The sequence below is a fragment of the Pseudomonas sp. GW821-FHT01A09 genome (assembly GCF_058986725.1).
This window is the reverse complement of sequence record NZ_JBYSWB010000003.1, coordinates 173,942-195,832: the sequence shown is the minus strand read 5'-3', so window position 1 is coordinate 195,832 and position 21,891 is coordinate 173,942. Positions and strand designations below refer to the sequence as shown.

Annotated in this window: 18 protein-coding genes; 14 read left to right on the top strand and 4 right to left on the bottom strand. The window is 63.2% G+C overall.

Features of this window, described 5'->3' with window-relative positions; genetic code table 11:
• The first annotated feature begins 185 nt into the window (after positions 1-185).
• Positions 186-2,591, top strand: a complete 2,406-nt coding sequence (locus tag AC3WJP_RS05310; RefSeq protein ID WP_493720183.1) for a DUF3772 domain-containing protein — start codon at positions 186-188, stop codon at positions 2,589-2,591.
• Positions 2,592-2,642: 51 nt separating this feature from the next.
• Here the strand turns inward: AC3WJP_RS05310 and AC3WJP_RS05305 are convergent, their stop codons facing one another.
• Both AC3WJP_RS05305 and AC3WJP_RS05300 read right to left on the bottom strand, forming a co-directional pair.
• Positions 2,643-4,502, bottom strand: a complete 1,860-nt coding sequence (locus AC3WJP_RS05305; protein ID WP_493720182.1) for an ABC transporter ATP-binding protein — start codon at positions 4,500-4,502, stop codon at positions 2,643-2,645.
• A 132-nt stretch (positions 4,503-4,634) separates the two neighbouring features.
• Positions 4,635-4,757: a hypothetical protein gene (locus AC3WJP_RS05300; protein ID WP_493720181.1), complete on the bottom strand. Its 123-nt coding sequence runs from the start codon at positions 4,755-4,757 to the stop codon at positions 4,635-4,637.
• Here AC3WJP_RS05300 and AC3WJP_RS05295 point away from each other — a divergent pair.
• From AC3WJP_RS05295 to AC3WJP_RS05285, 3 genes are all read left to right on the top strand, one after another.
• Complete coding sequence (locus AC3WJP_RS05295; RefSeq protein ID WP_493720180.1) at positions 4,756-5,244, top strand: hypothetical protein; 489 nt, start codon at positions 4,756-4,758, stop codon at positions 5,242-5,244. The two genes, AC3WJP_RS05300 and AC3WJP_RS05295, sit on opposite strands and share 2 nt — an antisense overlap.
• 120 nt (positions 5,245-5,364) lie before the next feature.
• Positions 5,365-6,594 (top strand): MFS transporter, encoded by a 1,230-nt coding sequence (locus AC3WJP_RS05290; protein ID WP_493720179.1) that lies wholly within the window; start codon positions 5,365-5,367, stop codon positions 6,592-6,594.
• A 145-nt stretch (positions 6,595-6,739) separates the two neighbouring features.
• On the top strand, positions 6,740-7,867 hold the full coding sequence (locus AC3WJP_RS05285) for a metallophosphoesterase (RefSeq protein ID WP_493720178.1): 1,128 nt from the start codon (positions 6,740-6,742) through the stop codon (positions 7,865-7,867).
• A 17-nt stretch (positions 7,868-7,884) separates the two neighbouring features.
• Here AC3WJP_RS05285 and AC3WJP_RS05280 read toward each other — a convergent pair whose 3' ends face one another.
• Positions 7,885-8,442, bottom strand: a complete 558-nt coding sequence (locus AC3WJP_RS05280; RefSeq protein ID WP_493720177.1) for a DUF4174 domain-containing protein — start codon at positions 8,440-8,442, stop codon at positions 7,885-7,887.
• Between the two features lie 334 nt (positions 8,443-8,776).
• On the opposite strand from AC3WJP_RS05280, the gene AC3WJP_RS05275 reads away from it, so the two are divergent.
• From AC3WJP_RS05275 to AC3WJP_RS05230, 10 genes are all read left to right on the top strand, one after another.
• Complete coding sequence (locus tag AC3WJP_RS05275; protein WP_493720176.1) at positions 8,777-10,009, top strand: MFS transporter; 1,233 nt, start codon at positions 8,777-8,779, stop codon at positions 10,007-10,009.
• A gap of 84 nt (positions 10,010-10,093) precedes the next feature.
• The gene (locus AC3WJP_RS05270) at positions 10,094-11,005 is read left to right on the top strand and encodes a LysR family transcriptional regulator (protein ID WP_493720175.1); all 912 of its coding nucleotides are present in this window, start codon (positions 10,094-10,096) and stop codon (positions 11,003-11,005) included.
• A 97-nt stretch (positions 11,006-11,102) separates the two neighbouring features.
• On the top strand, positions 11,103-12,629 hold the full coding sequence (locus AC3WJP_RS05265) for an amidase (RefSeq protein ID WP_493720174.1): 1,527 nt from the start codon (positions 11,103-11,105) through the stop codon (positions 12,627-12,629).
• A gap of 52 nt (positions 12,630-12,681) precedes the next feature.
• A complete protein-coding gene (gene dsdA, locus AC3WJP_RS05260; protein WP_493720347.1) occupies positions 12,682-14,019 on the top strand; it encodes a D-serine ammonia-lyase in 1,338 nt (445 codons plus the stop codon).
• Positions 14,020-14,348: 329 nt separating this feature from the next.
• Positions 14,349-15,347: a TRAP transporter substrate-binding protein gene (locus AC3WJP_RS05255; protein WP_493720173.1), complete on the top strand. Its 999-nt coding sequence runs from the start codon at positions 14,349-14,351 to the stop codon at positions 15,345-15,347.
• Between the two features lie 302 nt (positions 15,348-15,649).
• Positions 15,650-16,282, top strand: a complete 633-nt coding sequence (locus AC3WJP_RS05250) for a TRAP transporter small permease (protein ID WP_493720172.1) — start codon at positions 15,650-15,652, stop codon at positions 16,280-16,282.
• A complete protein-coding gene (gene dctM, locus AC3WJP_RS05245) occupies positions 16,282-17,565 on the top strand; it encodes a C4-dicarboxylate TRAP transporter large permease protein DctM (RefSeq protein ID WP_493720171.1) in 1,284 nt (427 codons plus the stop codon). The genes AC3WJP_RS05250 and dctM overlap by 1 nt, the downstream gene beginning before the upstream one ends.
• Positions 17,566-17,763: 198 nt before the next feature.
• Entirely contained in the window at positions 17,764-18,525 is a 762-nt protein-coding gene (locus AC3WJP_RS05240) for a substrate-binding periplasmic protein (protein WP_493720170.1), read from the top strand.
• A gap of 156 nt (positions 18,526-18,681) precedes the next feature.
• The gene (locus tag AC3WJP_RS05235) at positions 18,682-20,025 is read left to right on the top strand and encodes an MFS transporter (protein ID WP_493720169.1); all 1,344 of its coding nucleotides are present in this window, start codon (positions 18,682-18,684) and stop codon (positions 20,023-20,025) included.
• A complete protein-coding gene (locus tag AC3WJP_RS05230) occupies positions 20,006-20,935 on the top strand; it encodes a 2-hydroxyacid dehydrogenase (RefSeq protein ID WP_493720168.1) in 930 nt (309 codons plus the stop codon). Before AC3WJP_RS05235 ends, AC3WJP_RS05230 begins: the two co-directional genes overlap by 20 nt.
• Before the next feature lie 110 nt (positions 20,936-21,045).
• Here the strand turns inward: AC3WJP_RS05230 and AC3WJP_RS05225 are convergent, their stop codons facing one another.
• The gene (locus AC3WJP_RS05225; RefSeq protein ID WP_493720167.1) at positions 21,046-21,453 is read right to left on the bottom strand and encodes an IPT/TIG domain-containing protein; all 408 of its coding nucleotides are present in this window, start codon (positions 21,451-21,453) and stop codon (positions 21,046-21,048) included.
• Positions 21,454-21,891 lie beyond the last annotated feature (438 nt).

The following is a 21,891-nucleotide window of genomic DNA, read 5'->3' as shown; positions in this document are numbered from 1 at the left end:
CACCCCCCTCCTCAAGCTAATCACCAGGCGACAAACGGCCACGTAGCGGCGTAGACACCTTGATCCCCAAAAGGCAAAGGCGATGCAGGCACGCCCCCTGCGCTTTGCTGTACCCTTGCGCCCCAGGGTGCCACCGGATGGTCTCTATACCTGCCATCGCGTTCAACGCCGAAGAGAGAATCAGCATGTTCAACCGTTTATCATCCGGGCTGTTCGCCTTGATGTTGCTGTGCATTACCCTGCCCATCATTGCCCAGGCAGACAGCCCCGCGCCGTCGGTCAGTGCCGCCGCCAGTGCCAGCGATGCCACCGACCAGGACGAGGGGCCGACCCTCGATGCGCTCAGCGACCAGCTGGATCAGATCCGCCAGAAAGTCACGGTCAGCGCCAATGACGACCTGCTGTCGACCCTGCGCCAAGGTGCGCTGCAGGTGCAGAAGCAAGTCGATGACCTGTCAGCCCGGCAAGCCACGCAGCTCGAGCATCTGGACGACCAGCTGAAGATCCTCGGCCCGGTGCAGCCCGATGAAACCCCTGCTTTCAGCACCCAGCGCAAGACCCTGACCGCGAAGAAGACCGCGCTGGTCAAGGATCAGAGCCAGACCACCACCCTCAGCCAGTCGGCCCGTGATCTGGCGACCCAGATCGTCAGTCTGCGGCGCAGCCTGTTCGACTCGCAGATCAGCACCCGCTCGGCCAGCCCGCTGAGTTCGGCGTTCTGGTCCAGCCTGATCCGTCCGACCGATGATGATCTGGGGCGCATCAAGGGGCTGATGGATGACGTCAGAGGTGTGTTCGCCGCCGCGCTGGCACCCGGCAAGCGGGTGTTTTTCGCCACGGTGGTGATTACTGCCCTGGTGCTGTGGGGCGCGGGCCGTCGCTTGCTCGAGCGGCTGCTGATCTGGGCGATGATCCGCTGGCTGCCCGAGGGACGGCTGCGCCGCAGTGCGCTGGCGCTGGCCGTGGGCCTGTCGACCATCGTCACCATCGCCGCGGCCACTTCACTGTTGCGCTGGGGCGTCACCGACAATGCGGTGCTGAGCGCCGATGTGGTCAACCTGCTCGACCAGTTGCAGACCCTGGTGATCTTCTGCGCCTTCATCGTCGGCCTGGGCCGCGCGCTGTTGATGGTCGCGTACCCGTCGTGGCGCTTGCCGCATATCCCTGACCCGATCGCCGCCGCGCTGGGCTACTTCCCCACCGTGCTGGCCCTGGCGCTGCTGATCATCGGCACCCAGGAGCGAATCAACAGTGTCATCGCCAGCACCCTGGCGCTGACGGTGGCGGTCAACGGCCTGACGGCATTGGCCATCGCGCTGGTGTACCTCTTCGGCCTGCTGCGTTATCGCCGCACCCGCCGACGCCACAAGCTGGAGCGACCGGCGGGCGTCGCCGGGCTGCTGCCCTTCGTCGCGGCTGTGTGGGTGGGGTTCAGCCTGCTGGCGCTGCTGGGGGGCTACCTGACGCTGGCGTACTTCCTGGCGGTCAAGCTGCTGTGGATGAGCGCGGTGGCGGCCACGGCCTATCTGCTGATCGCCTTCTTTGGCGACCTCTGTGAAACCCTGCTGTCGCCCAAGCTGCCGGACGGCCTGGCACTGGGCTCCGTGCTCGGTTTGTCCGAGCGCCACCAGGCCCAGGCCAGCACCCTGCTGGCGGGTATCGGGCGCACCTTGCTGCTGGGTACCGCGTTGCTGCTGGCCTTCCTGCCGTCGGGCTCCAGCCCGGGCGAGTTGCTCGAGGGTTTGACCCAGATCGGCCTCAGCGACAAACCGCTGGGCAACCTCAACATCCTCCCGGGCGACATCCTCCTGGCCCTGGTGCTGCTGGGCGCCGGTCTGCTGTGCCTGCGCGTGCTCAAGGAGTGGCTGGGCGAGAGCCTGCTGCCGGAAACCAACCTAGATGCCGGCATGCGTGCCTCGCTGGTGACGCTGGTGGGCTACGTGGGCATGGTGTTGCTGGCCGGCGTGGTGATGTCGACCCTGCATATCAGCCTGACCAACCTGACCTGGGTGGTCAGTGCGCTGTCGGTCGGGATCGGCTTCGGCCTGCAGGCCATCGTGCAGAACTTCATCTCCGGGTTGATCCTGCTCACCGAGCGGCCGGTCAAGGTCGGCGACTGGGTCAGCCTGGCCGGGGTCGAGGGCGACATTCGCCGGATCAACGTGCGCGCCACCGAGATCCAGATGTCGGACCGCTCCACGGTGATCGTGCCCAACTCGCAGTTCATCACCCAGAACGTGCGCAACGTGACCATGGGCAACGCCCTGGGGGTCGTCGGCATCACCCTGACCCTGCCACTGGACACCGACGTCATGCAGATTCGCGAGTTGCTGCTGGGCGCCTTCACCGAGCACGAGGCGGTGCTCGAGACGCCGGCGCCTTCCGTCTCCTTCAAGGACCTGACCACCACCGGGCTGATCATCAGCGTGAGCGGCTACGTCAACAGCCCCCGCTCGGTCGGCGGCACCCGCAGCGACCTGCTGTTCACCGTGCTGGGCCGCTTGCGCGACGTCGGCGTGGCCCTGTCGACGCCGCAAAGCATGCTGCTGATCAGCGAGGATCCGAGCAAGGCAGCGGACCCAACCGTCTAGGCAAACTACGCGGCGGGGGGCGGGCCAGGCTGACCGGCGATCAAAGCCCCCCTACTCCCGATCCATGGCCTCGACCACGCCCTGGTCCTCTCCCAGAAACCCGCCGCTCTGGTGCTGCCAGAGCCGCGCGTAGATGCCGTTCTTGCCGAGCAGTTCGGCGTGGGTGCCCTGTTCGATGATACGTCCGTCGTCCATGACCACGAGCCGGTCCATGGCCGCGATGGTCGACAGTCGATGGGCGATGGCGATCACCGTCTTGCCCTGCATCATTTCATCGAGGCTTTCCTGGATCGCCACCTCGACTTCCGAATCCAGCGCGCTGGTGGCCTCGTCAAGCAGCAGGATCGGCGCGTTCTTGAGCATCACCCGAGCAATCGCGACGCGCTGGCGCTGGCCGCCCGACAGCTTGATGCCGCGCTCGCCCACCAGGGTGTCGTAGCCGGTGTGGCCCTGGCGGTCGCTCAACTGGCTGATGAAACCATCGGCCTGGGCATTGGCCGCGGCGCTGCGGATCTGCGCGTCGGTGGCATCGGGGCGGCCATAGGCGATGTTGTCGCGAATGGAGCGGTGCAGCAGCGAGGTATCCTGAGTGACCATGCCGATAGCGCTGCGCAGGCTGTCCTGAGTCACCTGGGCGATGTCCTGCCCGTCGATGCGGATGGTTCCGCTGTCGACATCATAGAAACGCAGCAGCAGGTTGATGAGCGTGGACTTGCCCGCGCCAGAGCGGCCGACCAGGCCGATCTTCTCACCGGCGCGGATGCTCAGGCTCATGCCCTCGAGCACCTGGCGCTCGCCGTTGTAGTTGAAGCTCACGTTGTCGAAGCTGACCGCCCCGCCGCGGGTCACCAGCGTGCTTGCGTGCGGCGCATCCTGCACCTTGGCGCCCCGGGTCAAGGTCTCCATGCCGTCCTGCACCGTGCCGATGTTCTCGAACAGCGAGGTCATCTGCCACATGATCCAGTGCGACATGCCATTGATCCGCAGCGCCATGGCGGTGATCGCAGCCACGGCACCGGTGCCGATATCCCCCAGGTGCCAGAGCCACAGGGCATAGCCACCCGCGGCCATGAGCAAGGCGACGACCAGGGCCTGATTGACGATCTCGAACTGACTGACCAGACGCATCTGGCGAAAACCGGTTTGCTTGAAATCCTCCATCGCCGCCCGGGCGAAGTGCGCTTCGCGATTGGAGTGGGAGAACAGCTTCACGGTGGTGATGTTGGTGTAGGCGTCCGAGATACGCCCGGTCATCGACGACCGCGCATTCGCCTGCTCCTGCCCGACCTTGCCCAGACGCGGCACGAAGTAACGCATGGCCAGCGCGAACAGGACGATCCAGGCAACGAACGGCAGCATCAACTTGAGCGCGAAGCCACCGGCCAGGGCGATGATCGCCACGAAATACACGCCGATGCCGGGGATGATTTCGATCAGGGTGAACAGGATGTCGCGCACGGCCAGCGCGGTCTGCATCACCTTGGTAGTGACCCGGCCGGAGAATTCATCGGAAAAGAACGACAGGCTCTGGCGCAGCATCAAGCGATGGAAGTCCCAGCGCAGCCGCAACGGCAGGTTGATCGCCAATATCTGGTGCTGCACCATGGTGCGCAAGGCCACCAGCCCGACGCTGGCCACCATGACGATGCCCATGCCCCACAACACATGGCTTTCCCGCCCCGCCGCATCGCCACCGGCCTGCCAGGTCGAGAGCAGGTCCACGACCTGACCGAGGAAGGAAAACAGCCAGGCTTCATAGATGGACACTGCGGCGCTGAGCAGCGCAAGGGCCAGGATATAGCCCCGGGCGCCCCGCGAGCAGGCCCACAGGAACCGCGCCAGGCCATTGGGTGGCGGTGGCACCTCGTCGGGCGGAAAGGGGTCGAGCCGTCGTTCAAATGCGCCAAGCATGGAGGTCTCCGTCACGATCAAATGAGCGCAATTCTGCCATTTAACCGGCGCTCTGAGGGATTTATGGGGGACAAAGCCATCAACCCAGCAAGGCGTTGCGCTGTTGCGGACGCTGACTGATGGCGACTGAAGTCAGACCATCAGCAAAGAAAAATGCCCGCTTGTGCCGACGAACTGCGCCAGACTGCCTACAATACGCGCCTGATTATTCCGCATCCTGAACACGGTTGCCCCGGACAAGGAACTCGCCAGCATGGCCTCTCCAGACAAACAGCAAAAACGCGCCCAGCGGGCCAAAGCCAAGGCCAAGCAGAACCGCGCCGGCAAGCCCAAGACCAATGTCGTACACCCGGTGCTGGCCAACCCGCTGATCAACGAACCCTTCGATGACGTTGAAATCGACCTCTCCACCTTCGACTTCAAGGACATCGAAGAGCACGGTTTTGACCCGGCGCATTTCGACGACCTGTTCCAGGCGATGAAAGTCGGCGAAGGCATCAGCCTGTTGGCCATGTGTCTGGTGTTCCTGCAGTACCCGGTGCTGGAACTGGTGGTTGCCGAAGAAGCGCAAGACCCGGCGACCGACTTCATGATGGGGCTGCTGATCGTCTATCGCGAGATCTTCCACGATGACGAAGAAGACGCCGCGGTGGCCTGGATCAGCAGCGACGTCTTCCAGCAGGCCTTCAACGAAGCCTCGATGATCCTGCAAAAAAAGAACGCCCGCGACCTCCGCGCTTGAAGAGGTGCCTGGCGCCCGAGGGCTCCATAGCCGCATGACCCTAATTCGCTGCCGAGGGTTCTTTGTCGGGCGCTTTTACCCCATGATTGGCCGCTTGCCCACACCTGCCCGAGCCCATCGATGACCTCCGACGTCCCCGCTTTGATGCCCTTCAGCCGCTATCAGAAGTTCGTTGTCGGCCTGCTAGCCACCCTGCAATTCGCGGTCATCATCGACTTCATGCTCATGGCGCCACTGGGCGCGATGATCATGCCGGCGCTGAGCATGTCGGCCAGTCAGTTCAGCCTGGTGGTCAGCACCTATGCGTTCGCCGCTGCGTTCAGCGGCTTGATCACCGCAGGCTTTGCCGACCGCTTCGATCGCAAGAAACTGCTGTTGTTCTTCTACGGCGGATTCGTCGTCGGCACCCTCTGGTGCGGCCTGGCCAACAGTTTCGAGACCTTGCTGCTGGCACGGGTGGTCACCGGCATCTTCGCCGGCGTGATCGGCTCGATCGTACTGGCCATCGCCGCCGATCTGTTCGCCCCGCAATCGCGCGGCCGGGTCATGGGGGTGATCCAGACCGCCTTCGCCGCCAGCCAGGTGCTCGGCTTGCCGGTGGGTCTGTACCTGGCCAATCACTGGGGCTGGCATGCGCCGTTCCTGCTGCTGGCGGCCATGGGCGCAGCCGGGGGCGTGGTGATTGTGCTGGTGATGCGCCCCGTGGCCGATCACCTTAAAGCGCCGCAGGAACACAGCGCCTTTCGGCATCTGTTCAACACCCTGGCAACCCCGCAGCACTGGGCTGCGTTCGCCGCCACCGCGCTGCTGACCACCGGCGGCTATATGCTGATGCCCTTCAGCAGTGCCTACACGGTCAACAACCTGGGCATCGACATCGCCAGCCTGCCGACCGTGTACCTGCTGACCGGGCTGTGCACCATCGTCACCGGCCCGCTGATCGGCCGCGCCAGCGATGCCTTCGGCAAGTTGCCGGTGTTCTATATCGGCAGCACCTTGACCATCGTCATGGTCACGATCTACACCCACCTGTCCAACGTGCCGTTGCTCTGGGTCATTGTGGTCAACGCCGTGCTGTTCGTGGGGATCTTCTCTCGGCTGATTCCCTTTCAGGCGATGGTCGCCGGCGTCCCGCAACCTTCCCACCGCGGCGCGTTCAACGCCGTGAGTGCGGCCATCCAGCAGCTGTCGGGCGGGTTCGCCTCGCTGTTGGCCGGGCACATTGTGATGATCGGCGCAGACGGCAAGCTGCAGCACTTCGACGTGGTGGGTTATTGCCTGGTCGCTACCACGGTGGTTGCCGCGTTTCTGGTGCGGCGGGTGCAGCGCGGGTTGGCGGCGCGCGGCTGAAGTGGGGCAACAACGAGCAAGGCAAAATCTGATCTGGTATGAACGTATCGTTGCGGCTATTGATCTCAACCTCTCTGGCACAACACTTTCAGCGCCGTTTCGCGACGCGGGCGGGTAGAACCACCATGGTCACAGGAGTCACCTGATGTTTCACGCTATGTTCAGCACGCCATGTCTGTATGTGATCGTTCGCTTCATCTGGCCCATGCCCTGGCCGCTGCCCGCCAGGTTGGCCGCTGCGCTGGTGCTGCTGCTCGCCTCGCAATATCACCTGTATGCGCGGTTCTCGTCGGGCAGCGTGTTCTCGCCGGAGTTTCCCCGCGCGGTGCTGATGTTCTTCAACTGGGCATTTGGCGCGATCTTGTTGATCGCGGTGCTGCAACTGGTCATCGACCTGGCCACCCTGGTGACGATGCTGGCGCGCCAGCAATGGCTGACCATCCCCGCCCCTCTGCGATATGCCGTGGGGACCGCAGCGCTGGTGCTGGCGGCAATCGGCGTGCAGCAAGCGACGCGCGTGCCGCCGGTGAAGGATATCGAGGTGGCCATCAAGAACCTGCCAGCGCAATTCGACGGCTATACGCTGCTGCAACTGACCGACATGCACATCACCCGGCTGTTCAACGAGCCATGGGCGCGCGCGGTGGTGGACCGCTCGAATGCGCTGGGAGTGAACCTGATCGTGATCACCGGCGACTTGATCGACGGCCCGCTCAGCGCGCGCATCAAGGATGTGGAGCCGTTGCGCGACCTGCATGCGCCCGATGGCGTGTACGTGATTCCGGGCAACCACGAGTACTTCTTCGACAACGAAGAGTGGATGCAGTATTTCGTCTCGCTGGGGATGAAGCGCCTGGCCAACAGCCACGCGCTGATCGAGCGTGACGGCGCGCACCTGACGCTGGCTGGGGTCACCGACCTGAGCGCGCCGCGTGTCGGCCTGCCCGGGCCCGACTTGAAGCAGGCGCTGGCCGGGGCGCCCGTCGATGCGCCGATCATCCTGCTCGACCACCAGCCGCGCAATGCGCGGCAGGCCGCCCGGCAAGGGGTCGCGTTGCAGCTGTCCGGCCATACCCATGGCGGCATGATCCGCCCGCTCGACCTGATCATCGCCCGCGCCAACGAGGGTTTCGTGTCCGGTTTCTACGACGTCGACGGCATGCGGCTCTACGTCAACAACGGCACGGCCCTGTGGCCTGGTTTCGCCATACGCCTGGGCGTGCCTTCGGAACTGACCCGCATCACCCTCAGGCGCGCTGTCGAGCCGGGCTGAAACCGCGGCCGGGCGACTCAGTCGTCGAGTCCGGCCGGCGGCGCCTCATCGGCCGGTGCCGCCTTGCCCGGCTTGGTGCCCTTGGCGGCTTTGCCCGCGGGCTTGGCAGGGGCCTGCGCCGGCACCGGCGCCGCAGCCTCCTTCTCGGCCATGGGCATGGCATCGATGGTGGCAAAGATCTTCTTCAGATCGACATCGCCCTTGTCGACGATCTTCTTCTCGCCATCCAGGCCCACCAGGATGAACCTCATGGCGTCGCTCACGCCGGGATTGAGCTCACGGATCATGCCCATGGTGGTCTGGGTTTCGAGGTTCTTGCCATCGCGCTGGCCCAGGGTGCCGATGACGGTGTAGAGCACCATCTTGCGGTCTTGAAAGCCTTTATGAAGGGCCGGGTCGGCCAGATCCCTCTGCAGCGCCTGCAGGGAGGGATCCGAGGAACTGCGCGCGATCACGATCAAAGGACGATATTGGCCTCTGTCCTTGGCCAGTACCGAATCCGAGTCGGCCGCCATGACGGGCGTGAATACCAGGGTGAGCAGTGCAGCGATGAGGGGCAGAAGCCGGCAGAGCATGAGCGTTTCCTTTCAGGTTCGTGCCTATAGCATTGTTCATATTGACGAAAAATCCACTCTCGGTGGCAATGGCCGGCGCTTTCGTCCGTTTCGGAAAAAAAATATGCCCGGCGCCGATTGCCGCAAGAGCCTGAAAAACCCGCTGCGCACGCACCAAGTCAACGCATCTCTACCGATTTTTGCCGTCTGCGGGCGCCCCTCAACAGTGCTCGCGCACCATGCAAGTGCTGTGATTATTGGACACACCTGCACTCTCTTTTTATCACTTGTTGCCCCCTTCGATGCTGCCCACCATGGCCCGTATTCCAGCCATTTATTCGCCAGGGCAGCCGCCATGAAGGTCACCAGATTCCTGCATAACCCCCTGTTTGTATTCGTGCTTCTGTACCTGGGCTACATGATTTCCTACGTCGACCGCGCGGCCATTTCCCTGGCTCTGGCGCATATCGGCAAGGACTTCAACGTCGGCCCGGCGCAACTGGGCGTGGTGCTCAGCGCCTTCTACCTAGGCTATGCCGCGATGCAGATTCCCGGTGGCTGGCTGGCCGACAAGTTCGGCAGCAAGCGCGTGGTGGTGGTCTCGATCGGCCTCTGGTCGCTGTTCACCGTGCTCACCGGGCTGGCCTGGTCGCTGAGCGCGCTACTGGTGATCCGCTTCCTGTTCGGCCTGGGCGAAGGCGGCTATCCGTCGTCGGCGATGAAGGGCGTGGCGGAAATCTACCCTCGCGAACAACGGCCGAAAATGGCCGGGCTGATGATCTCGTCCAACTACACCGGCAGCTTCGTCGCACCGCTGATCATCGCCCCACTGATTCTATGGCTCGGCTGGCGCGACGTGTTCCTCGCCATTGGCCTGGCGGGCATCGTCTTCGCGGTGTTCTATGCCCTCACCGTGCGCCGCAGTGTCGCCGTGCTCGATGAAGCCACCTTGCCCAAGGCCGCCAGCAAGGTCAGCGTCAAGGCGCTGCTGCGCATGCCGCTGATCTGGAAGATCGTGGTGGTGTGGTTCTGCCTGAGCCTGCTCAACAAAGGCCTGGACGCCTGGATGCCGATGTACCTGCTGACCGTGCGCGGCCTGGACCTCAAGACCGTCGGCATGCTGGTGCTGCTGCCGTTCATTTCGGCCAGTATCGCCACCGCCATGGGTGGCTGGCTGATGACGCGCTTCTTCGACGGCAAGGAAAAGTTCCTGATGATGGGCAGCTGCGTGCTCACCGGGGTGTTCGTGTACGGCATGTACCAGGCGCACACCACGACCCAGGTGATGGTGTTCCAGACCGTGGCCTACTTCTTCAAATCGTTCGTGTTCGCCACCGCGTTCGCCCTGCCCACCAAGATCCTCTCGCAACGGTTGGTGGGCACCGGCATCGGCATGGTCAACTTCGGCGGGCAACTGGCAGGCTTCGTGTCGCCCATGGTCATCGGCTTTCTGGTGCAATACACCGGCAGCTACAACTCGGCCTTTCTGTTCCTGCTCGGTGCCGTGGTGGTAGCAGCGCTGGTGAGTACCAGCATCAGCGCGCAGAAGATCCGCGAAGTGCAGCTGGCCAACGCTCACGAGGCCTGAACCATGGCCTTGCCGCTGCAAGCCGCGTTTTGTGAGGAGCCTGGGCTAAAATGTCGCCTCCCCACCCCAGAGAATCAGTTCCCCATGAGCGCCCGTATCCTCAGCGAGACTGCCGTCCGCTACTTTCTGCAGGTGGTCAACAGCGGTTCCATCAGCGAAGCGGCCCTGCGCCTGCACGTCGTGCCGTCGGCCATCAGTCGGCAAATCAGCCGCCTGGAAAGTGAACTGGATGCGCCGTTGTTCGAGCGCCAGTCGCGGGGCGTCAGCCTGACCAGTGCCGGCGAGCTGCTGGCCGGCTATGCACGCCGTACCCTGCTGGACGCCGAGTTGGTGAGCAACGAGATCAAGGCGCTGCGCCAGCAATCGGAATCGCTGATCAAGATTGCCTGCACCGAAGGCTTCGCGCCGCACTTCCTGCCCGACGCCATCGCCCAGTTTCGCCTGGCGGGGCAACAGAGCAGCTATCAGATTCAGGTGGCCTCGGCCCAGGAAGTGACGCGCCTGGTACGCGAAGGCCAAGTGGACATCGGCCTGTGCTTCAGCCTTGGCGCCGCCAAGGGCATTCACGTTGCCTACAGCCAGCCGGCGCCGGTACTGGCACTGGTCGCGCCCAGCCATCCGCTGGCGGCGCAAACGGATGTGTCGCTCAAGGACATCGTCAGCTATCCCTTGGCGCTGCCTGGCCCCAACACCACCCTGCGCCAACTGCTGGACATCTATTGCAGCCGCGAAGGCCTGATCTACAAAAGCATCATGGACACCGACAGCCTGGAAACCCTGGTGCAGTTCGCCATGTCGGGCAGCGCGGTGACCTTCACCGGCGAATTGTTCGTGCGCCACCGCCTCAAGCGTCAGCAACTCAAGGCCCTGGACGTGCCGGAGATCGCCGACGGCGCGCGTTCCATCGAGATTCAGACCTTGGCGCGGCGGCAACTTTCGGTGCCCATGGAAAGCTTTATCGAGCACCTCAAGCATGTGCTCCAGTGCGCCGCGTGAGCCTTCTGCAAACAGCATGGCAGCCTTCGAATTAAGTTGGTTGTGGCGGCCGGGCGGTGTTTTTACTCTCTTGTTTTATTTGCGCAGGATCGACCCCATGCACACCCTGAACGAATTGGCCGACAAAGGCGCGGTGGAACTCAAGGCCCTGATCGACTCGCGCCAGGTGTCGCCGGTCGAAGTGCTGGAGGCCTGCATCGCCCGTATCGAAGCCTACAACCCGAAGATCAATGCCTTCTGCGCCACCGCCTTCGACCGCGCCCGCGACGAAGCCCGCGCCACTGAACGGGCAATCGCCCGCGGCGAACCGCGCGGGCTGCTCAGCGGCCTGCCGATCGGCATCAAGGACCTGGAAGAAACCCAAGGCCTGCTGACCACCTACGGCTCGCCGCTGTTCCGCGCCAACCTGCCCGCCCAGGACAACCAGTTGGTACGCCGCCTGCGCGCCGCCGGCGCGATCGTGGTCGGCAAGACCAACGTGCCGGAAATGGGTGCCGGCGCCAACACCCGCAACCCGGTGTGGGGCGCCACCGGCAACCCGTTCAACCCGCGCCTGAACGCCGGCGGCTCGTCCGGTGGCGCCGCCGCCGCGCTGGCCGCCAACATGGTGCCGCTGTGCAGCGGCTCCGACACCGGTGGCTCGCTGCGCATCCCTGCAGCCAAATGCGGCATCGTCGGCCTGCGCACCTCACCGGGCCTGGTGCCGAGCGAGCGCAAGCTGCTGGGCTGGACTCCGATCTCGGTGGTCGGCCCCATGGGCCGCGACGTCGCCGACACCTGGCTGCAACTGGCTGCCACCGCCGGCCTCGCACCGAACGATCCGCTGAGCTATGACTTCAGCATGCCCGCTGCCATGCAAGGCAGCGTCGACCTGTCACGCCTGCGCGTGGGCTACACCGAAGACTTCGGCGTGTGCGACGTCGACGACGATATCCGCCGTGTGTTCCGCGCTAAGATCGCCAGCCTCAAGGGCCTGTTCGCCAGTTGCGAAGAGGTCGAAGTGGACATGCAGCACGCCCACCGCTGCTTCGACGTGGTCCGCGCCGAAGCCTTCGTCGGCAGCCTGCAGGCCGCCTATGAGCAAGACCCGGACTCCCTCGGCCCCAACCCCCGCGCCAACTACGAGATGGGCGCGCGCATGTCACTCAAGGACTGCGTGTGGGCCAACGCCGAGCAGACCCGCATCTTCCGCCGCTTCCAGCAGTTGTTCAGCCGGTACGATCTGATTCTCTCGCCCACCACGCCGGTGTCGGCCTTCCCCTGGGAGCAGCCGTACCTCGAGAGCGTGAACGGCGTGGCGCTGGAGAACTACTACCGCTGGCTGGCGCTGACCTACGTGGTCACCCTGGCCACCAACCCGGCGCTATCGATGCCCATGGGCGTCGATCACCTCGACATGCCATTCGGCATGCAGGTGATCGGCAGATTCCGCGGCGACCTGGAGTTGCTGATGGCGGCGCGGGCGCTCGAAGCCCATTGCCAAACCACCGAGGACTTGCGTCGCCCGCGCCCGGACATGGCCGCCCTGGCCCGCAGCGAAGTGGACCTGTGGACGCCCGTGACCCATCCGCCGCTGGCCCCGGACCAGTACGCCACCGCCACCGATGGCCGCCCGGCCGTTTGACCCCGTTGAGCCAGCGGCGCCTCCGTGCGCCGCCGTTGGAGACCCTGCTGTGATCACATCCGTATATGGCAAAAGCCTCGCCGACTGGACCACCGAATTCCCCCTGTTCAAGCCACTGCTGGCCGGTGAAGAAGTCAGTTGGTTCAACCCGCAGATCGCCCCCCTCGCCGACGCGCTCAGCGATATCGCCTTGACCGCCGCCGACGTGCGCCAGGCCAGCGAGCGCCTGCAGCGCTTTGCGCCATTCCTGGCCCAGGCCTTCCCGGAAGTTGCCGCCAGCCAGGGCATCATCGAATCGGAGCTGGTCGGCGTGCCGGCTTTCGCCCGCGCTCTTTGTCAACGCTACGCCGTCGAAGGGCCGGTGCGCCTGCTGCTCAAGAAAGACAGCCACCTGCCTATCTCCGGCTCGGTGAAAGCCCGCGGCGGCATCTATGAGGTGCTGTTCCACGCCGAGCAACTCGCCATTCGCCACGGCCTGCTAAGCGAACAAGACGACTACCGACGCCTGGCCGAAGCGCCCTGCCAGGCGCTTTTTCGCGCTCACAAGATCGCGGTCGGCAGCACCGGCAACCTTGGCATGTCGATCGGCATCGCCGGCGCACGCCTGGGCTTTGCCACCACGGTGCACATGTCGGCCGACGCCCGGCAGTGGAAGAAGGACAAACTGCGCGCCCACGGCGTGACCGTGGTCGAGTACGCCGGCGACTACGGCCAGGCCGTCGAGCAAGGCCGAGAGCAGGCGCAGGCCGACCCGTCCTGCCACTTCATCGACGACGAGAATTCGCAGACGCTGTTCCTTGGCTACGCGGTGGCCGGCGAGCGCCTGAAGGCGCAGTTTGCCGAGCAGCAGATTCGGGTCGACGCTCAGCACCCCTTGTTCGTCTACCTGCCCTGCGGTGTGGGCGGCGGCCCTGGCGGCATCGCCTTCGGCCTGAAATTGGCCTTCGGCGACCATGTGCACTGCATCTTCGCCGAGCCCACCGAGTCACCGTGCATGCTGATGGGAGTGTACACCGGCCTGCACGACGACCTGGCGGTGCAGGATTTCGGCATTTCCAACTACACTGCCGCCGATGGCCTGGCGGTGGGCCGACCTTCGGGGTTCGTCGGTCGCTCGATGCAGCGCATGCTCGATGGCTTCTACACGGTCACCGATGCCGAACTGTTCAGCCTGCTGCAACTGCTCGACCGCACCGAAGGCCTGCGCCTGGAGCCCTCGTCCCTGGCCGGAGCGCCGGGCTTCGCGCGGGTGCTCCAGGAGCGCCAAGGGTACGGGCTGCGGTTGGGCTTGCCGGCCGGCATCCCCACGGGCGCGACCCATTTGATCTGGGCGACGGGAGGCGGGATGGTGCCTGAGGCCGAGATGGCGGTGTATTTGAATAAACGCTAATAGCAACAGTGCCAGGGCTGACGGTTGAAACAGCTGGGCAGCGCTCCAGCGCAGCAGCATCAACCCTCAACCCGCAACGCTCCTAGCAGCGCCTCCAGCGATTCCACCGACCGCGCAAAAACATGCTGGCTGCGCAACGTATCCGACTATGCGCGAATCAACAGCTATGCTTCAGCACCAGCGTTCGGCTCAAGCGAACGCTGGGTTATCGAAAAGCTGATTCTCAGCACGCGATGGATTGACCCATCTTAGGCTGATGCCGATCGCGGTCCGGTTGGAGACAGAGGCCCATAGAGACCTCTCATACAACAATAAAAAAGGAGCATTTCATGCTGAAGTTGACCAAGGCGCTGTTCTGCGCCGCCGCAGTGTCCATGGCGGGCCTCGCTCAGGCAGCCGACCCCATCGTCATCAAGTTCGCCCATGTGGTCGCCGATAACACCCCCAAAGGCCAAGGCGCGCTGATGTTCCAGAAGCTGGTGGCCGCCGACCCGCAGCTCAAGGACAAGGTCAGGATCGAGGTGTACCCCAACTCCTCGCTGTTCGGCGATGGCAAGGAAATGGAGGCCTTGCTGCTGGGCGATGTACAGATCCTCGCGCCGTCACTGGCCAAGTTCGAGCAATACACCAAGCAACTGCAGATTTACGATCTGCCCTTCCTCTTCGATGACCTGGCCGCGGTCGACCGCTTTCAACAAGGCCCGCAGGGCAAGGCGCTGCTGACCTCGATGGACGACAAGGGCATCCACGGCCTGGCCTATTGGCACAACGGCCTCAAGCAGCTGTCGGCCAACAAGAAAGTCATCCTGCCCAAGGACGCCCGTGGCCTGAAATTCCGCGTCCAGGCCTCCAGCGTGCTCGAAGCGCAATTCATCGCCATCCACGCCAATCCGCGCAAGATGAGTTTCGCCGAGGTCTATCAAGGCCTGCAGACCGGCACCGTGAATGGCACCGAGAACACCTGGTCCAATTACGAGAGCCAGAAGGTCAACGAAGTACAGCCCTATTTCACCGAAACCAACCATGGCTTGATCGATTACATGGTCATCACCAATGCCAAGTTCTGGAACGGTCTGCCGGACGATGTCCGCACCGAACTGCAAAAGATCATGGATCAGGTGACCGTCGAGGTGAACAAGCAGGCTGAAGCCCTGAACAACACCGCCAGGCAAAAGATCATCGACGCCAAGACCAGCGAAATCGACCCGCTCACCGCCGAGCAACGCCAGCAATGGCGTGAGGCGATGCGCCCGGTGTGGGACAAGTTCTCCGATGAAATTGGCGCCGATCTGATCAAGGCTGCGGATGACTCGAACAAGGCGCCGTAAGGTCGGGCCTCTTCGCGGGCAAGCCTCGCTCCCACAGGTGTACGCCTCTGGAACTGTTTGCACTGTGGGAGCGAGGCTTGCCCGCGAAAGCCCTGATCCCACAGGTGTACGCCTCTGGAACTGCCTGCACTGTGGGAGCGAGGCTTGCCCGCGAAAGCCCTGATCCCACAGGTGTACGGCTCTGGAACTGCCTGCACTGTGGGAGCGAGGCTTGCCCGCGAAAGGGCCCTAAAGTCGTGCCTTCTCAGCCCCTGTTTGCGCGCCCTCAGCGGCGCCGCGCATGCCCTGTTCGGAGAATACCGATGCAATCACTCAGACACTTCTGGGAGCGCTTCGAGGAAGGCATGATCGCCTTCCTGCTGGCCGCCATGACCCTGGTGACCTTCACCTACGTGGCGCTCAACAACCTCTACACACTGTTCTACACCCTCAGCGACAAACTGCCGTTCGCCAGCGACCTGCTCGCCGGCGTCGGCGATCACCTGATGACCTACGCCCAACAGATGACCTGGAGCGTGGCCCTGACCAAGGCGTTGTTCGGCTGGCTGATCTTCTTCGGCATCAGCTACGGCGTGCGCACCGCCGGCCATCTTGGCGTCGACGTATTGGTGAAAAAAACCAGCAAGCCGGTGCAGCGGCTGCTGTCGATGCTCGCCTGCGCCTGCTGCATGGCCTACGCAGGATTGTTCCTGGCGGCAAGCTACAAATGGGTTTCGGCGCTACTGGTGGCCGGGGTCGGTGCTGAAGACCTGGACCGCTACGGCGTCAAGGTCGGCTACATCGCCGCTATCGTGCCGTTCGGCTTTGCCCTGATCATCGCCCGCTACCTGGAAATCTTCTATCGCCTCTACACCCATCGCCAGACCGGCCTGGGCCTGGCGGACGAAGCCGCCGAAGCGACCAAGCTGGCCAATCCGAGCGAGGAGCAACACTGATGACGGTGATCTGCCTGTTCCTGCTGCTCTTCGTGTTCATGTTCCTGGGGGTGCCGATTGCCATCTCGCTGGGCCTGTCGGGCGCGGTGTCGATCCTGCTGTTCAGCCACGACTCCCTGAGCTCGCTGGCGATCAAGCTGTTCGAGACGTCCGACAGCTACACCTTCCTGGCCATCCCCTTCTTCCTGCTGTCCGGCGCGTTCATGACCACCGGTGGCGTGGCCAAGCGTCTGATCGACTTCGCCAACGCCTGCGTCGGCCATATCCGCGGCGGCCTGGCCATCGCGGCGGTGCTGGCGTGCATGCTGTTCGCGGCGTTGTCCGGCTCTTCACCGGCTACCGTGGCGGCGGTCGGTTCGATCGCGGTCGCCGGCATGGTGCGCTCCGGCTACCCCAAGGAATTCGGCGCGGGCATCATCTGCAACGCCGGCACCCTGGGCATCCTGATTCCGCCGTCGATCGTGATGGTGGTGTATTCGGCCGCCACTGAAACTTCGGTGGGCAAGCTGTTCATGGCCGGGGTGGTACCGGGCATCCTGCTGGGCGTGGTGCTGATGGTGGTGATCTACATCGTCGCCCGCATCAAGAAGCTGCCGGCCCAACCGCGGGTGAGCCTGCGCGAATGGCTGGCCACGGCGCGCCGGGCATTCTGGGGCCTGCTGTTGCTGGTGATCATCCTCGGCGGCATCTACAGCGGCATGTTCACGCCCACCGAAGCCGCGGCGGTGGCAGCGGTGTACTCGGCCTTTATCGCGCTGTTCGTGTACAAGGACATGAGCTTCAGGGACTGCCCCAAGGTGCTGCTCGAGTCTGGCCGGCTGACCATCATGCTGCTGTTCATCATCGCCAATGCGATGCTGTTCGCTCACGTGCTGACCACCGAACAGATTCCCCAGCAGATCACCAACTGGGTGGTGTCCGAGGGGCTGACGCCAATCGGCTTCCTGATCATGGTCAACATCGTCTTGCTGGTGGCCGGCAGTTTCATGGAGCCGTCGGCGATCATCCTGATTCTGGCGCCGATCTTCTTCCCGATCGCCACGAAACTGGGCATCGATCCGATCCACCTGGGCATCGTCATGGTGGTGAACATGGAGATCGGCCTGGTGCATCCGCCGGTGGGCCTGAACCTGTTCGTGACCTCGGCGGTGACCGGGCTGACGCTGGGGCAGACCATCCGCGCGGCGCTGCCGTGGCTGTCGATCCTGCTGATGTTCCTGATCCTGATCACCTACGTGCCGATCATCTCGCTGGCGCTGCCCAAGTGGCTGGGCATGCCTTGACCCTGAAGGACAGCGGCCGGCGAAGTGCCGCTGTCCTGCCCGCCCCTGCCACTGTGGAATGGATCATGTCGCTGCCCGCGTGGACGCCGACGCGAAGACTGCGGATTTCATGTGCCTGGCAACGTCTGTACCTATACTCAGATTGCCGTTGGAATCCCTTCCAGTCCTCGACACCGCTCAGCCCACCAGGCAGGCCACGTGAAACAGTCGATACCCACCCTAGCGCTGTTCTGCCTGTTGCTCGGCATCTCTGGCCCGCCGGTCAGGGCCGACGACTATCAAGTCGTGACCGAAGCCTGGGCGCCATACAACTATGAGGAGAACAACCAGCTCACCGGCATGACCACCGAGATCGTCCGAGCCATCATGGCGTTGACCGGCGATCACTTCGAGATGATCCTGCTGCCCAGCATGCGCAGCACCTATACCTTGAACAACCGGCCGAAGACGATCATGTATTCGCTATTTCGCACCCCGGAACGCGAGCACCTGTACAAGTGGGTCGGGCCGATCGTCGAAGAGTCCATCTACCCCTATCAGCTGGCGAATGCGCCGCAGCCGATCGATAACCTGGAACAACTGCGGCGCGCGCCACAGATCACCACCCGCCAGGCCGGCCTGATTCCCGAAACCCTTACGGCACAGGGCTTCACCAACCTCGACAGAAGCGCCAGCGGCAACCAGCAGCTGTACCGCATGCTGATGGCCAAGCGTACCGATCTGATCGTCGGCGACACCGCTGCCGGGGTCGCTTACCACAGCCGCCAATTGAACATCGCACCGGGCACCTTGCGTCAGGTGCCGGTCGAGCTGTTCCACTCCGCGCTGTACATCGCCTTCAGCCTGGACTGCGACGACAAGGTGGTCGCCGCCTGGTCTCGCGCGCTGGATCGATTGCGTCATACGGGAGCGCTGGAGCGGATCATGCAAAAGTATGCTCCGCCCGTGGCCACACAGTGACCCCGCAGCTTTGTGCCGGATGCCCCCCTGCGCAGTCGAATTGCCATATCCCTATATATGGGACAGCAAATCATATATTGAGCTAACCCCCAATCTCGTCTATGGTAGGGCTCATATACCCGTCGCTTGCTCTCATAACAACAATAGAGAGGCCACATGCACCAGCCATCCCTGGATTCGGGCCTGCACGCCAGTACCATGAAGCGCCTCAACCTCAAGTTGATCCCCTTCCTGATGCTGCTGTACATGGTCGCCTACATCGACAAATCGAACATTTCCGTCGCCGCCTTGCAGATGAACGCGGAGCTGGGCCTGACCGCGCAGATGTACGGCTTGGGTGTCGGTCTGTTCTTCCTCACCTATATCCTCCTGGAAGTGCCCAGCAGCGTGATCCTGACCAAGGTCGGTGCGCGCCGTTGGATTGCACGCATCATGATCACCTGGGGCATCGTCGCCGCGGGCATGAGCCTGGTGCAGAGCGCCAACCAGCTGTATGGCATGCGCTTGCTGCTGGGCGCCGCCGAGGCGGGGTTCACGCCGGGGATCATCTACTACCTGTCTCAGTGGTATCCGCGCAGCGATCGAGCCAAGGCCATGTCGTTCTTCTACATCGGTGCGGCGCTGGCCTCGGTGATCGGCCTGCCGCTGTCGGGCGCATTTCTGCATCTGGATGGTTACTTCGGGGTCAGCGGCTGGCGCTGGCTGTTTCTGATGGAAGGCCTGCCGGCGGTGGTGCTGGGGATCGTGGTACTGCGCTATCTGCCAGATACCCCGCAAAGCACCCACTGGCTGCAGCCCGAGCAAAAGGACTGGCTGAGCCGCACCATTGCCAGCGAGCAGGCCAAGACGCCGATCTCCCACCATGCCGCCTGGCAGACGGCCTTTCGCAGCCGCCAGGTGTGGTTGCTGAGTCTGTTCTGGTTGCTGCAGGCGTTCGGCACCATCGGCATCACGCTGTTCCTGCCCTTGATCGTCAAGTCGGTGTCAGGGCAGGAATCCTTCACCGTCAGCGTGCTGTCGGCAGTGCCCTTTCTGTTCGCTTGCGTGTTCATGTACCTCAACGGCACCCACTCGGACCGCAAGCGTGAGCGTGGTTGGCACCTGTGCCTGCCGCTGGTGCTGGCCGGCGTGCTGCTGGCGTTGGCGGTGGCGACCAGCAACCCATGGCTGGCCTACGGGTTGCTGGTGGTCGCCGTCGGTTTGAACTGGGCGGCGACGCCGGTGTTCTGGGCGACCACCACCGAGTACCTTTCCGGCGCTGCGGCGGCGGCCTCGATTGCGCTGATCAACTCCATTGCCAATATCGCCGGCCTCGGCCTGCCGCCGGTCATGGGCCTGATCAAGGACGTCACCCAGAGTTACGACTACGCCCTGCTGCTGGTGTCCGCAGCGCTGCTGGCAGGCGGCGTGCTGGGGCTGTATCTGGGCCGTCCCCGCCGTGCGGCACCTCCTTTACCCGTCAACCCTTCGCGAGGTTTCGATGAAGCCAAGAGTCCTTAAGATCGCCAAACTGCCGCCCATGCTCGATGAAGCCCTGCACGGGACGTACGAAATCGTCGAGGCCCATCAGGATGGTACCGGCGTGAGCGCGGCGACCGCCGATATCCGCGCGCTGGTCGCCAATGGCGAATCCACCGTCACCCGGCAACTGCTGGAGCAATTGCCGGCACTGGAAATCATCGCCGTGCTGGGCGTGGGCTATGACGGTGTCGACGTCGTGGCGGCCCGAGAGCGTGGCATTCAGGTCACTCATACCCCTGATGTATTGACCGATGACGTGGCCGACTTCGCCATGGCGCTGCTGCTCGGCATCGCCCGCAACACGCGAGTGGCCGATCAGTTCACGCGCTCCGGCGCCTGGGCCGACGGGCCTTTCGCGTTCAGTCGCAAAGTCAGCGGCGCGCGCCTGGGCATCATCGGCCTCGGTCGCATTGGCAAGGCTATCGCCCGCCGGGCCCAGGCGTTCGACATGTCGATCGCCTACACCGGGCGTCATCCGCAAGCGGTCGAACACAGCTATTACGCCTCGGTGGTCGAGCTCGCCGCTGCGGTGGATTTTCTCGTGGTGGCGGTGGGCGGCGGCGCCGGCAGTTATCACCTGGTGGATGAGCAGGTGCTGCAGGCGCTGGGGCCGCAGGGCTATCTGATCAATGTCGGGCGCGGCAGCGTGGTCGATGAGCAAGCGCTGGCACAGGCGCTAGCCGAGGGTCGGCTGGCGGGGGCGGCACTGGATGTCTACGAGGACGAGCCGCGCCCGCACCCAGGTTTGCTCGGGCTGGAGAATGTATTACTGACCCCGCACATGGCCAGCGCCACCCTTGATACCCGCCGGGCGATGTCCGATCTGGTGATGGCTAACCTGCAAGCTTGGGACCGGCAAAGCCCGTTGCCTACGCCGGTACCGGAGTAGAGCTATGGATAAGGCGATGGATAAGGGCCGAAATTGTCTTCAGCCCCTACGCCTATAAAAGCACCATGCCCATTATGGCCTGCCTAAATCAAAGGCGCATGCGAGCTTGACTAGCCTCGATGTGTGCCATCCGGCCTTATAACTGTATATCTCCCCTCCCCTTGATAAGCCACCACGGTAAGTTTATTTTCGTCGCCGTCACGCCATACCAGTGTGCTCCCACCAGTCCCGTTTGGTGCGGTATCTCCGTCAGGGTCAGTGCTTGCTACCTGCGGTATCGAAGCCAGTTCGCCATTACCCTCGACCATTACATAATAACGCCCAGTAGGTGTATAAGAGGTTGTCATCGTAATCTGACTCGAATTATCCACTACAAAACTTGCAGCCGGTACCTCCTTCGAATTCATGTCCAACAGAAAAACTCGGCTGACATTCGTAAACTCCCTACCCTCAATGACAATTTTCTCGCCAGGCCGGTGATAAATAACACCTGGGTAAATCTTCGTAATGACTGCCATGATCGTTCTCCAGATTTCTGCCGAAGCATCGTTAGATTTAGTTACTGATGACAACTTGCGCCTTTCATCAGTACCCGATTCAAGAGCACTTTTGAATTGATCGATTAAACTACAACTCTCCAGTAACGCATTACCCCAAGAAAAAAATAGTACCTAAGCTGAAAGTGAGCAGATACTCCCAGATCTGATAGTTGACGGACACAATTTTGCGCGCTTGAGACCTGCAGAAGCCCCCCAACGCTGTTGACTCGAAGGCAGCAGCACCAGCAGCGCCCACTAACGATGCAACGCGCCTCAACATCGCACACCCAAATCGCAGCGTAGAAAATTGGTTCGCTTCACGGCGAACCAATCCGCGCAACGCTGCGAACCAGCCCTTGAACCAATATGGCATTGGCCCGCTCCCCTCTCGCTCTCCCGCCCAACCCGCTTTGACAA